Genomic DNA, 12,240 nt, shown 5'->3' with positions numbered 1-12,240 from the left:
AATCGCGCAAGGCCCGAAGGTCCCCTGCTTTCCCCCGTAGGGCGTATGCGGTATTAGCCGTCGTTTCCAACGGTTATCCCCCTCGACCGGGCAGATCCCCAAGCATTACTCACCCGTCCGCCGCTCGTCAGCAAAGTAGCAAGCTACTCTCTGTTACCGCTCGACTTGCATGTGTTAGGCCTGCCGCCAGCGTTCAATCTGAGCCATGATCAAACTCTTCAATTAAAGATTTGATGCTCAATGAATATCTGAATTGCTGCTATTACTAGTGCACTTCACACAACATTGAAAAACAATATTTTTTGTCTCCCAACATCCTGCGAGTGCCCACACAGTTTGCTTGATAAATTGTTAAAGAGCGCTCGATTCTTTCGAATCAGGAAGGCATATTCTACGCATTCCGTTGTGTTCGTCAAGCGTTGATGTGAACTTTGTTTTGTTCGCTTTCAACCCTTGTGACCGTCGGCGTGTTCCGCCGTGTCAGTGAGGGCGCATTATAGGGAGCCGCGATTTTTGCGCAAGGGCTTTTTTGACATTTTTATTAAAAAAAGCGATTTCGTATGAAAAACATACCAAAACCGCTTTTTACTGTATTTTTATCAGGCTGGATCAGCCCCGGCCGGCGATTTTTTTAGCAAATTCTCTGACTTTATCCCAGTCGGTGAACTCCAGATCCTGGCTGGTATCCGTGCTGCCGCCGGTGATTTTCATGATCAGCTGAATAATGCGAGTCTGCCACCAGTTGTATTCGCTGTACTTCAGTGCACCGGCGAAGACGCCTATGGTACGCGGCCGCCAGGGAGAGCGGGCCAGAAACTTCTTTATATAGGCATTATTGCCCGGCACCGCCTTTTCCGGTTTGCGGGCGGTCAGGCATACACAGAAAAAGGCGGAGTCGGCCACCGCCAGCTGCTCACTGTGGGTATGGATAAAGGTGTACAGGCTGTCGTGAAAGCGACCGTAACGAATGGAAGCCCCCAGCAGTACCTTGTCGTACTTGCTCAGGTTCTTCTTGGGGTTGGTGTGCAAATCCACCAGCTCCACCTCGTAACCACTGAATTCCGGCCGCATCGCCTCAATGATCTTTTGGGTCTGACCATTGCGGGATGAATAAAGCACCAACAGTTTTTCCATAGACTCCTCAATCAGCTGCGCCAGAAGGCCGGCGTAAACAGCACCAACAGGGTAAATATTTCCAGACGTCCGAACAGCATGGCCAGCACCATTATCCACTTGGCACCGTCGGTGGTCGTGCCGAAGTTGGCGGCCACCTCACCCAGGCCCGGGCCCAGGTTGTTCAGGGTAGCCACCACGGCAGTAAAGGCGGTGAGTTCATCCATGCCGGTGGCCAGCAGCGCCAGCATGCACAGTACAAACACCAGTGCATAGGCGGCAAAGAAGCCCCAGACCGCTTCAACCACTCTATCAGCTAGCGCCTTGTTGCCAAGCTTTATTCGATAGACGGCCCGCGGGTGGATCAGCCGCTTGAGCTCGCGCATGCCCTGCAGGTTGAGCAGCATGATACGCACCACCTTGATGCCGCCACCGGTGCTGCCGGCGCATCCGCCGATACAGGAGGCAAACATCAGCAATACCGGCAAAAACAGCGGCCACTCGGCAAAGCCGGTGGTGCTGAAGCCGGCGGTGGTGGCAATGGACACCGACTGAAACAGCGCCTGATCCAGTGCCCGCCAGGGATCACTGTAAACCTGGTGCGCCAGCAGTACCGACATGCAGATCAGGGTGAGCGCCAGCTGCACGCCGATAAACACCTTGAGCTCGGGATCCAGCCGGTAGACCGACAAGCGCATGCCCCGGCTGGAAAAGGCGGCAAAGTGCAGGCTGAAATTCACCCCGGCGATGATCAGAAATACCACAATAATCAGGTTGATCACCGGGCTGTTGAAATACCCCACACTGGCGTCGTAGGTAGAGAAGCCGCCAATGGCGATGGTGGAGAAGGAATGGCAGATGGCGTCGAACAGGTTCATGCCCGCCAGCCACAGCAACAGGGCGCAGGCAATGGTGAGCACCAGGTAGATATACCACAGCGCCTTGGCGGTTTCGGCAATACGCGGCGCCACCTTGTTGTCCTTGACCGGGCCGGGGATCTCCGCCCGGAACAGCTGCATGCCACCAATGCCCAGAATCGGCAGTATCGCTACCGCCAGCACAATAATCCCCATGCCGCCCAGCCACTGCAGCATCTGCCGGTAAAACAATATCGCCTTGGGCAGATTGTCCAGGCCGCTGATCACGGTAGCGCCCGTGGTGGTCAGCCCTGAAAAGGATTCAAAAAACGCCTCGGCCACCGTCATGTCCGGCACTTCACTGAGCAGAAACGGAATGGCCCCCACACTGCCCAGCACGGTCCAGAACAGCACCACAATTAAAAAACCTTCCTTGGCACGCAGGTCTTTATGATGGGCGCGGTTGGGAAACCACAGCACCAGCCCCAGTACCAGGCAGAGTACAAAAGCACTGAAAAAGTCGAGACCGGCGCCATCCCGGTAGATGTAGGCGACCAGCGCCGGTGCCAGCATGGTCACGCTGAACAGGGCGACCAGAATGCCGACAATGCGAATAATGGTGCGAATATGCATGCTTGTTCCAAAGCTCGAGTATTAATCGGTGATCGGACGCGCAATCACCCTTCCCTGGGTTCTGTCTTTTATCTGCCGCACCAGCGTATCGAGCAACCGTATGTCTACCCGCAATACGCCACTGACGGCGGCGCCGTAGTCCACACTTTCCCAGCCGGCACCGTGTTGTGCCAGCAGGCTTTCCAGCTGCGCCATATCACTGTAGTCAGCAGACAGCGCCAGTCGGCCTTCAATGACTTTTTCGATGGTGGTCAGCTCGGTCAGGGCGCCGTTCACCGAACTGCCATAGGCCCTCACCAGACCTCCTGTGCCCAGCTTGATGCCGCCAAAGTAGCGCACCACCACGGCGGTGATTTCACCGATGCCCGCGCCCTGCAGCACGGCCAGCATGGGCCGGCCGGCGGTGCCCGACGGTTCGCCGTCATCACTGAAACCCAGCGCCTGGGAGTCATCCGCTGCACCTGCCACAAAAGCAGAGCAATGGTGGCGTGCATCAGGATATTCGGCCCGCAGCCGCTCAATAAAGGCTTTGGCCGCATCGGCGTCAGGCGTGTGTGCCAGACAGGCGATAAAACGGCTTTTTTTGATTTCCTGCTCCCACACCACGGGGGCCGCCGGAATCGCATAAGGGGTAAACGCCATAAACCATCCCTGAACAGATCTCACCGGCCCCGTTCGCGGGGCTCGTTGACAAGGCCGGCCATGATAACACAGCCATAAACGGCCTCCGCCAGTTAACAGCGGTCGTCCCGCCCACTTTCAAACACCCGTTTTAAATCACATTGAAAAGAGCCTTTTTACTGTCCATAGTGAATGACACACGTCTGCGTCTGCGGGCGCCGCGTCGGGGACTTCAAGGAGATAATGACATGCTCTATCAAGGCGATACCCTATCGGTCACCCTGCAGGACAACCACATTGCCGAGCTGTGCTTTGATGCCCCCGGCAGCGTCAACAAACTGGACAGCCGCACCCTGTTATCGCTGGAAGCGGCTCTGGACACACTGGCGCAACGGAACGATATTCGCGGCCTGATGCTCACCAGCGCCAAAGACGCCTTTATTGTGGGCGCCGACATTACCGAATTTCTCGACAAGTTCGACCTGCCCGAAGCCGAACTGGCCGGCTGGCTGAGCCGGGCCAACACCCTGTTTAATCGCCTGGAAGATTTGCCCTTTCCCACCCTGAGCCTGGTGCGCGGCTACGCCCTGGGCGGCGGCTGCGAATGCATTCTGGCCACCGATTTTCGCCTGAGCGACGCCAGTGCCCGCATCGGCCTGCCGGAAACCAAACTGGGCATTATGCCCGGCTTTGGCGGCACAGTACGCCTGCCCCGGCTGGTGGGTGCCGATAACGCCATGGAGTGGATCACCACAGGCAAGGATCACGGCGCCGACGACTGCCTGCGTCTGGGTCTGCTGGACGGCGTAGTAAGCACCGACAAACTTCATGATGCCGGACTGCGCTTGCTGCAACAGGCCAATGAACACGACTGGCAGGCCCGCCGCCGGCAAAAAACCACGCCTCTGACCCTGAGCGAAACGGAAGCCGCCATGAGCTTTACCACCGCCAAAGGCATGGTGGCAGCCCGGGCCGGACGCCACTACCCGGCCCCCATGATGGCGGTCACGACCATTGAAAGCGCGGCCGCCATGAGCCGTAACGACGCCCTGCGAGTGGAGCAGGACAACTTTATTCAGCTCACCCGTACTCACGCCGCCCGGGCCCTGGTGGGCATTTTTCTCAATGATCAGGTGGTGAAGGGCAAGGCCAAACAGGCCGCGAAAAGCGCCGCCCCCGTTCAGCGAATGGCGGTGCTGGGCGCCGGCATCATGGGCGGCGGCATCGCCTGCCAGGCGGCGGTCAAGGGTATTCCCGCGGTGATGAAAGACATCAATAACGACGCCTTGGCCCTGGGCATGAAAGAGGCCGGCAAACGGCTTGGCCGGCAACTGGAACGGGGCAAAATCGACGGTGCACGCCTGGCCGAAGTGCTGTCCGATATTCGCCCAACCCTGAGTGATGACGAGCTGGCCGGGGTGGATCTGGTGGTGGAAGCCGTGGTGGAAAACCCCGATATAAAGGCACGAGTGCTGGCCGATGCGGAGCAAAAGGTCGGCGAACATACGGTAATCGCCTCCAATACCTCCACCATTCCCATCTCCACCCTGGCGAATAACCTTAAACGACCCGAGCAATTCTGCGGCATGCACTTTTTTAATCCGGTGCACCGCATGCCCCTGGTGGAGGTCATTCGCGGCAAACACACCAGCGACGATACTATCAACCGGGTGATGGCCTGCGCCACCGCCATGGGAAAAACCCCGATAGTGGTGAACGACTGCCCCGGCTTTTTTGTTAACCGGGTGCTGTTTCCCTATTTCTTTGGCTTTAACCGGCTGCTGGCGGACGGCGCCGACTTTACCGACATCGACAAGGTGATGGAGCGCCGCTTTGGCTGGCCCATGGGACCGGCTCGGCTGCTGGACGTGGTGGGCATGGACACCGCTCATCATGCCGCCGCCGTCATGGCCGAGGGCTTTCCCGAACGCATGCGCCAGTCCGGCAACAACGCCATAGATCTGATGTTTGAACACAAGTTGCTGGGACAGAAAAACGGCAGCGGTTTTTATCACTGGCAACAGGACAAAAAGGGCCGGCTGCAAAAAACCACCAACGAACAAGGGCAAACTCTGCTCAAACAAGCGTTTGGTGAGCCCCGCCCTTTTGAAGCCGACGATATTATTGCCCGTATCATGGTGCCCATGGTCAACGAAGTGGTGCGCTGCCTGGAAGAAAACATTATCGCTTCACCCGCCGAGGCGGACATGGCAATGGTTTATGGCCTGGGCTTTCCGCCGTTTCGTGGCGGCGTATTCCGCTGGCTGGATACCATTGGCCTGAATGAATACCTGTCCATAGCCGAACGTCACACCCACCTCGGGCCGCTTTATCAGGCCAGCGACCGGCTGCGCCGAATGGCGCAAAACGGTGAAACCTTTTACTGATAGCCGGCAGGAGGCACAGCATGAAAGACGTAGTCATCGTGGATTGTATTCGCACCCCCATGGGACGCTCCAAAGGCGGCGCCTTTCGCCATGTGCGCGCCGAAGACTTGTCGGCCCACCTGATGCAGGGGCTGCTGGCCCGCAACCCGGCTCTGGCGGCCAAGGACATTGACGACATTGTCTGGGGCTGCGTGCAGCAAACCCTGGAACAGGGCTTTAACATTGGCCGCAACGCCGCCCTGCTGGCCGGCCTGCCCAAATCGGTGAGTGCGGTCACCGTTAACCGGCTGTGCGGCAGCTCCATGCAGGCCCTGCACGACGCCGCCCGCAGCATTATGGTGGGCGACGGCGACATCTTTATGGTGGGCGGCGTGGAGCACATGGGCCATGTGCCCATGGATCACGGTGTGGACCTGCACCCGAAGCTGGCCCTGAACGTGGCCAGAGCCGCCGGCATGATGGGCCTGACTGCGGAAATGCTGGCCAGAATGCACCAGATTACCCGGGAACAGCAGGACGCCTTTGCCCTGCGCTCTCACCAGCGTGCGCACCAAGCCACGATACAGGGCCGCTTCAACCACGAAATTCTGGCCACTCACAGTCACGATGCCGATGGTGCGCCGTTTTATCTGGAAACCGATGAAGTGATCCGTCCCGACACCAGCCTGGAGTCGCTGGCCGCCCTGAAACCGGTATTTGACCCGGCCAGCGGCACCGTCACCGCCGGCAGCTCCTCGGCGCTGTCGGACGGCGCCGCCGCCATGCTGGTGATGTCCGCCGAGCGGGCCGCCGCCCTCAAGCTCAAACCCAGGGCCCGAGTGCGGACCATGGCGGTGGCCGGCTGTGAGCCCTCGGTGATGGGCATGGGCCCGGTGCCGGCGGTGCACAAGGCGCTGAAACGCGCCGGCCTTACTCTTGATGATATTGAGCTGATTGAGCTGAACGAGGCCTTTGCCGCCCAGTCGCTGGCGGTGCTGAAGGAGCTGAACCTGCTCGACACCATGGAGGACAGGGTCAACCTCAACGGCGGCGCCATTGCTCTTGGGCACCCTCTGGGTTGCTCAGGAGCACGCATCTGCACCACCCTGATCAACCTGATGGAGCAGAAAGACGCCACCCTGGGCCTGGCCACCATGTGCATTGGCATGGGTCAGGGCATCGCCACCGTGCTTGAAAGAACGTGAGACGCGGGACGTAAAGGGTGAGACGAAGTTCTGATTGTCGCCTCACCCCTCTCGCTTGTCTCCTTACCGATTTAAGGTTGACCATTTTTTCGGCAGCATTAAGATAGGCGGGTTTTTACTACCAGATTGACTGATATGACCCTTTCTCTTTCCGAAGCTCACCACCACCTGGATGCCACCGGCCTGCGCTGCCCGGAGCCGGTAATGATGGTGCGCAAACAGGTGCGCACCATGGCCGCCGGCGAAACCCTGCTGATCACCGCCGACGATCCGTCCACTACCCGCGATATTCCCAGCTTCTGCCGCTTTATGGATCACCAGCTGCTGTCCAGCCAGACAGACGAGCTGCCCTACCGCTTTCTGATCCAAAAAGGGAACTGACAACTGACAGCCTTAAGCGGTCAGCTATAAGCTGTCAGTTATGCCGTGTTGCTTTTTCTTACAGCTTACGGCTGATAGCTTACAGCTGCTTTCACATAAAAATGCCCGCATTTGCGGGCATTTTTATTCAATTTGCAGTTAACTTCGCTTAACCCATGGGGCTCAGGGTGATCTCTACCCGGCGGTTCTGGGCGCGGCCCTGCTCGGTGGCATTGCTGGCAATGGGCTGATTGAAACCCACACCGCGAATATTGAAGCGGTTGGCGGCGGCCCCCTGGCTGATCAGGAACTGGCCCACGGCGGCGGCGCGACGCTCGGACAGCGCCTGGTTATAGCTGGCGGAGCCGGTGTTGTCGGTGTGGCCCACCACGTTTACCCAGGTCTTGTCGTACTCTTTCAGCACCATGGCAACACCGCTCAGGGTGTTGTAGAAACTGGGAGAAATATCGGCGCTGTCTACCGCAAAGGTGACGTTGCTGGGCATGTTGAGAATGATCTGATCGCCGTTGCGGGTCACGCTGACACCGGTGCCCTGCATGCGATCCCGCAGCTTGGCTTCCTGCACGTCCATGTAGTAACCCACACCGCCGCCCAGGGCCGCGCCGCTGGCGGCACCGATCAGAATGCCTTTTTCACGGTCGCTGGAGCTGGCGGACGCGCCGCCGATCACGGCGCCGGCCAAGGCACCAATGCCGCTGCCGATGGCGGCCTTGGACGCCTGACGCTCGCCGGTGTAGGGGTTGGTGGTACAGGCGGAAAGAGCCAGTGCCGCCGCCACGGCCAGACAAATCTTCTTCATGGTAATTCCCGTTAAAAAAGCACAAGTAACCGACAATATAGCCTCGCCTTTCGCCATAAACCAAGTTCAGAATGAGACTTGTGGTCAGCAGCTGACGCTGTCGGGATGGCAGTGACAGCTCAGCAGATGATCGTTCACCATGCCGGTGGCCTGCATAAAGGCGTAACAGCTGGTGCTGCCCACAAAGGCAAAGCCCCGCTTCTTCAGCGCCCGGGCCATGGCGTCGGACTCGGGCGTGGTCACCGGCACCGAGCCGGCATCGGGCCAGCGGTTGATAACCGGATTACCGCCCACGAACGCCCACAGCCATCGGCTGAAGTCGATGCCTTCCTCCTCCATCGCCGAATACGCGCGGGCATTGGTGATAATGGACTCAATTTTGCGCCGGTTACGCACGATACCGGCATTTTGCATCAGCCGGTCCACATCCTGGGGCGTAAAAGTCACCAGCCGGGCCGGCTCAAACCCGGCAAAAGCTTTACGGTAGGCCGGTATCTTGCACAGAATGGTGAACCAGCTCAGGCCCGCCTGCTGACCGTCGAGACACAGCTTCTCAAACAGCGCCCGGCCGTCGCGCTCGGGCACGCCCCATTCGTGGTCGTGGTAATCAATGTAGCGCGGGTCCTGATTAACCCAGGCGCAGCGTTGCACCATGGCTCCTCCCCAATTCAGCCTATATTCGCACCGGGCCAGCGGGTATACTCGGTAGCCTAGTTTCACTCAGAGAATGCACCTATATCAAGGCGCTAACATCATGCAAAAATTCGATATCAATACCTTTCAGGGACTGATCCTGACATTGCAGGATTACTGGGCCCGCCAGGGCTGCACCGTGGTGCAGCCTCTGGACATGGAAGTGGGTGCCGGCACTTCCCACCCCATGACCTGCCTGCGCGCCATTGGCCCCGAGCCCATGGCCGCCGCCTACGTACAGCCTTCCCGCCGTCCTACCGATGGCCGTTACGGCGAAAACCCCAACCGTCTGCAGCACTACTACCAGTTTCAGGTGATGATCAAGCCGTCGCCCGACAACCTGCAGGAGCTGTATCTGGGCTCGCTCGAGGCGCTGGGTCTGGACCCTCAGGTACATGATATCCGCTTCGTGGAAGACAACTGGGAAAACCCCACCCTGGGCGCCTGGGGCCTGGGCTGGGAAGTCTGGCTCAACGGCATGGAAGTGACCCAGTTCACCTACTTCCAGCAGGTGGGCGGTCTGGAGTGCAAACCGGTGACCGGCGAGATCACCTACGGTCTGGAGCGCCTGGCCATGTACATTCAGGGCGTGGACTCGGTCTACGATCTGGTATGGTGCGACGGTCCTCTGGGCAAAACCACCTACGGTGACATCTTTCATCAGAACGAGGTGGAGCAGTCCACCTACAACTTTGAGCATGCCGATGTCGACTTCCTGTTCGGCTTTTTCGAGCAGTGCGAAAAGGAATGCCAGCACCTGCTGGAGCTGGAGCAGCCCCTGCCGCTGCCCGCCTACGAGCGCATCCTCAAGGCCGGCCACGCCTTTAACCTGCTGGATGCCCGCAAGGCCATCTCGGTCACCGAGCGTCAGCGCTACATACTGCGCATTCGCACCCTGACCAAGGCCGTTGCCGAAGCCTATTACGCGTCCCGCGAGGCCCTCGGTTTCCCCATGTGCAAAAAGGAAGGATAAGGCCATGGCAGAACAGAATTTCCTGGTAGAAATCGGCACCGAAGAGCTGCCCCCCAAGGCCCTGCGCAGCCTGGGTCAGGCCTTTGCCGACAATCTGCAAAACGAACTCAACAGCGCCGCTCTGGCCTTTGAGTCCATTCGCTGGTTCGCCGCCCCCCGCCGGCTGGCGGTACAGGTCAGCCGGCTGGCCGCCGCCCAGCCCGACAAACAGGTCGAAAAGCGCGGCCCTGCGGTGCAAGCCGCCTTTGACGCCGACGGCAACCCCACCAAGGCTGCTCTGGGCTGGGCCCGGGGCAACGGCATCAGCGTGGAGCAGGCCGGCCGCCTGAAAACCGACAAGGGCGAATGGCTGGTGCATGTGGCCGACATTCAGGGCCAGCCCGCCGCCGAGCTGCTGCCCGCCATGGTGGAGCAGGCGCTGAACAGGCTGCCGATCCCCAAGGCCATGCGCTGGGGCGACAAGACCACCCAGTTTATTCGTCCGGTGCACACCCTGACCCTGCTGCTGGGCGAAGAACTGCTGCCCGCCACCATTCTGGGCGTGGATTCTGCCCGCACCATTCGCGGCCACCGCTTTATGGGTGAGCAGGAATTTCAGCTGGATCACGCCGACCACTATGCCGAACAGCTGGAGCAGCGTGGCAAGGTGCTGGCCGACTTTGAGCGCCGCAAAGCCATTATTGAAGCCGGCGTCAAGGACGCCGCCGCCGCCGTGGGTGGTGTGGCCGACCTTGAAGAAGATCTGCTGGAAGAAGTGACTTCGCTGGTGGAATGGCCGGTAGTGCTGACCGCCTCCTTTGAAGACGAGTTCCTCAAGGTGCCGGCCGAAGCCCTGGTGTACACCATGAAGGGGGATCAGAAGTACTTCCCGGTGTACGACGCCGACGGCAAACTGCTGCCGAAGTTTATCTTCGTCACCAATATCGAGTCCAAGGACCCGAGCCAGATCGTTCAGGGCAACGAGAAGGTGGTGCGCCCCCGTCTGGCCGACGCCGAGTTCTTCTTTAATACCGACCGCAAGACCACCCTGGCGTCCCGCCTGGAGCAGCTCGACAGCGTGCTGTTCCAGAAGCAGCTGGGCACGGTAAAGGAAAAGTCCGAGCGCATCAGCGCCCTGGCCAGCTATGTGGCCGCCGCCATCGGCGCCGATCAGGCACTGGCCGAGCGCGCCGGCCTGCTGTCCAAGTGCGATCTGGTCACCAACATGGTATTCGAGTTCACCGATACTCAGGGTGTGATGGGCATGCACTACGCCCGCCACGATGGCGAGCCGGAACAAGTGGCGCTGGCGCTGAAAGAGCAGTATCAGCCGCGCTTTGCCGGTGACTCGCTGCCCGGCCAGGATGTGTCCGCCGCCGTGGCTCTGGCCGACAAGATGGATACCCTGGTGGGTATCTTCGGCATCGGTCAGGCGCCCAAGGGGGACAAGGACCCCTTTGCCCTGCGCCGCGCCGCCCTGGGTGCCCTGCGCATTATTGTGGAGAAAGGCTACCGGCTGGATCTGCTGATGCTGATCGATCAGGCCCGCGCCCTCTACGGCCACAAGATCTCCAATGACAACGTCGCCAGCGATGTGCTGGAGTTTATGCTGGGCCGCTTCCGCTCCTGGTATCAGGATCTGGGCTATGGCGTGGACGTCATTCAGGCCGTGCTGGCCCGCCGCCCCACCCGCCCCGCCGATTTCGACGCCCGGGTGAAGGCGGTCAGCGCCTTCCGCGAGCTGGATGCCGCCGCGGCCCTGGCCGCCGCCAACAAGCGGGTGGGCAACATTCTGGCCAAGTTCGAGGGTGATATTCCCGCCGACGTAAACGCCAGCCTGCTGCAGGACGAGGCTGAGAAGGTGCTGGCCGCTCAGGTGGCCGAGCTGGCCGAGCGTCTGGCGCCGCTGTTTGCCGACGGCGACTACAGCAAGGCCCTGGCCGAGCTGGCTTCACTGCGCGAGAGTGTGGACGCCTTCTTTGATCAGGTAATGGTAATGGCCGACGACGAGGCCATTCGCCTCAACCGCCTGGCCCTGCTCAACCAGCTGCGCAACCTGTTCCTGCGGGTGGCCGATATTTCTTTGCTGCAATAAGCCGCAGCATTTACCCGTGATTCAAGGCCCCGCACCCGCGGGGCTTTTTTGTGCCCGTTGAGCCCAGACTTTTTGTTTTTCTGGTCTTACCAATAGTGCGCCGATTTGTGTTAATAATTAATGTGACTCAACTCGCACAAGGACGATGCCGATGATCAAGGTCATTATTGAACGCCGGATAGCGGAAGGACTGGAAGCCATTTATCAGGAAACCATCCGCAATCTGATGCTGCAGATTACCGAACGCCCCGGTTTTTTGAAAGGTGATGCCTACCGGGATGTGCACCACCCCAACCATTTTTATGTGATCTCCAACTGGCGAAGCATAGAAAGCTGGGAGCACTGGCAGAATTCACCGGAACGCCAGCGCATGCTCAGTGAACTGGCGCCGCTGCTGGAGCAGGACGAGAAATGCACGGTACTGGCATTGAAGGTCAGCTACGAAGCCAAACCGTCCAAGTTTGCCCGCCCCACTCAGACTTACACTTACTGAATGACCCCCCTGTTTCACGTGAAACAGGGGGT

The 12,240-nt window shown here is 59.5% G+C and carries 11 protein-coding genes and 1 rRNA gene; 6 read left to right on the top strand and 6 right to left on the bottom strand.

The window, feature by feature from the left end; all coding sequences use genetic code 11:
* The 4 genes from DA373_RS14095 to DA373_RS14080 all read right to left on the bottom strand — a co-directional run.
* Positions 1–225 (bottom strand): 16S ribosomal RNA (locus tag DA373_RS14095); the annotation flags it as partial.
* A 384-nt stretch (positions 226–609) separates the two neighbouring features.
* Positions 610–1,134, bottom strand: a complete 525-nt coding sequence (gene hemG, locus DA373_RS14090; RefSeq protein WP_107852946.1) for a menaquinone-dependent protoporphyrinogen IX dehydrogenase — start codon at positions 1,132–1,134, stop codon at positions 610–612.
* Between the two features lie 11 nt (positions 1,135–1,145).
* Positions 1,146–2,603, bottom strand: coding sequence for a TrkH family potassium uptake protein (locus tag DA373_RS14085; RefSeq protein ID WP_107852945.1), 1,458 nt, complete (start codon positions 2,601–2,603; stop codon positions 1,146–1,148).
* Between the two features lie 21 nt (positions 2,604–2,624).
* Complete coding sequence (locus DA373_RS14080) at positions 2,625–3,245, bottom strand: YigZ family protein (protein ID WP_107852944.1); 621 nt, start codon at positions 3,243–3,245, stop codon at positions 2,625–2,627.
* Positions 3,246–3,472: 227 nt separating this feature from the next.
* Between DA373_RS14080 and fadB the strand changes: the two genes are divergently transcribed.
* The 3 genes from fadB (at position 3,473) to tusA (ending at position 7,176) form a co-directional block, all read left to right on the top strand.
* On the top strand, positions 3,473–5,611 hold the full coding sequence (gene fadB, locus DA373_RS14075; RefSeq protein WP_107852943.1) for a fatty acid oxidation complex subunit alpha FadB: 2,139 nt from the start codon (positions 3,473–3,475) through the stop codon (positions 5,609–5,611).
* A gap of 20 nt (positions 5,612–5,631) precedes the next feature.
* Positions 5,632–6,795 carry an acetyl-CoA C-acyltransferase FadA gene (gene fadA / locus DA373_RS14070; RefSeq protein WP_107852942.1) on the top strand — a complete coding sequence of 388 codons (1,164 nt, stop codon included), beginning with the start codon at positions 5,632–5,634 and terminating at the stop codon, positions 6,793–6,795.
* Between the two features lie 135 nt (positions 6,796–6,930).
* Complete coding sequence (gene tusA, locus DA373_RS14065) at positions 6,931–7,176, top strand: sulfurtransferase TusA (protein ID WP_107852941.1); 246 nt, start codon at positions 6,931–6,933, stop codon at positions 7,174–7,176.
* Positions 7,177–7,324: 148 nt separating this feature from the next.
* Here the strand turns inward: tusA and DA373_RS14060 are convergent, their stop codons facing one another.
* The gene (locus DA373_RS14060; protein ID WP_408635788.1) at positions 7,325–7,981 is read right to left on the bottom strand and encodes an OmpA family lipoprotein; all 657 of its coding nucleotides are present in this window, start codon (positions 7,979–7,981) and stop codon (positions 7,325–7,327) included.
* A gap of 78 nt (positions 7,982–8,059) precedes the next feature.
* Positions 8,060–8,629, bottom strand: coding sequence for a DNA-3-methyladenine glycosylase I (locus DA373_RS14055; RefSeq protein ID WP_107852939.1), 570 nt, complete (start codon positions 8,627–8,629; stop codon positions 8,060–8,062).
* A 100-nt stretch (positions 8,630–8,729) separates the two neighbouring features.
* Between DA373_RS14055 and glyQ the strand changes: the two genes are divergently transcribed.
* The 3 genes from glyQ to DA373_RS14040 all read left to right on the top strand — a co-directional run bounded on the left by glyQ (position 8,730) and on the right by DA373_RS14040 (position 12,208).
* Positions 8,730–9,641, top strand: coding sequence for a glycine--tRNA ligase subunit alpha (gene glyQ / locus DA373_RS14050; protein ID WP_107852938.1), 912 nt, complete (start codon positions 8,730–8,732; stop codon positions 9,639–9,641).
* A gap of 4 nt (positions 9,642–9,645) precedes the next feature.
* Entirely contained in the window at positions 9,646–11,715 is a 2,070-nt protein-coding gene (gene glyS / locus DA373_RS14045; protein WP_107852937.1) for a glycine--tRNA ligase subunit beta, read from the top strand.
* 151 nt (positions 11,716–11,866) lie between these two features.
* Positions 11,867–12,208, top strand: a complete 342-nt coding sequence (locus DA373_RS14040; RefSeq protein WP_157953729.1) for an antibiotic biosynthesis monooxygenase family protein — start codon at positions 11,867–11,869, stop codon at positions 12,206–12,208.
* Positions 12,209–12,240: the final 32 nt, after the last annotated feature.

Origin of the sequence: Oceanimonas marisflavi (assembly GCF_003049725.1) — a bacterium.
GTDB lineage: Bacteria > Pseudomonadota > Gammaproteobacteria > Enterobacterales > Aeromonadaceae > Oceanimonas > Oceanimonas marisflavi.
Note: the sequence above shows the minus strand (reverse complement) of the source record. Positions and strands in the feature narration are given on the sequence as shown.

What these genes read in the sequence shown, in the direction of transcription:
- hemG (WP_107852946.1), bottom strand. Translation starts at nt 1,134, where the DNA reads ATGGAAAAACTGTTGGTGCTTTATTCATCCCGCAATGGTCAGACCCAA.
- DA373_RS14085 (WP_107852945.1), bottom strand. Translation starts at nt 2,603, where the DNA reads ATGCATATTCGCACCATTATTCGCATTGTCGGCATTCTGGTCGCCCTG.
- DA373_RS14080 (WP_107852944.1), bottom strand. Translation starts at nt 3,245, where the DNA reads ATGGCGTTTACCCCTTATGCGATTCCGGCGGCCCCCGTGGTGTGGGAG.
- fadB (WP_107852943.1), top strand. Translation starts at nt 3,473, where the DNA reads ATGCTCTATCAAGGCGATACCCTATCGGTCACCCTGCAGGACAACCAC.
- fadA (WP_107852942.1), top strand. Translation starts at nt 5,632, where the DNA reads ATGAAAGACGTAGTCATCGTGGATTGTATTCGCACCCCCATGGGACGC.
- tusA (WP_107852941.1), top strand. Translation starts at nt 6,931, where the DNA reads ATGACCCTTTCTCTTTCCGAAGCTCACCACCACCTGGATGCCACCGGC.
- DA373_RS14055 (WP_107852939.1), bottom strand. Translation starts at nt 8,629, where the DNA reads ATGGTGCAACGCTGCGCCTGGGTTAATCAGGACCCGCGCTACATTGAT.
- glyQ (WP_107852938.1), top strand. Translation starts at nt 8,730, where the DNA reads ATGCAAAAATTCGATATCAATACCTTTCAGGGACTGATCCTGACATTG.
- glyS (WP_107852937.1), top strand. Translation starts at nt 9,646, where the DNA reads ATGGCAGAACAGAATTTCCTGGTAGAAATCGGCACCGAAGAGCTGCCC.
- DA373_RS14040 (WP_157953729.1), top strand. Translation starts at nt 11,867, where the DNA reads ATGATCAAGGTCATTATTGAACGCCGGATAGCGGAAGGACTGGAAGCC.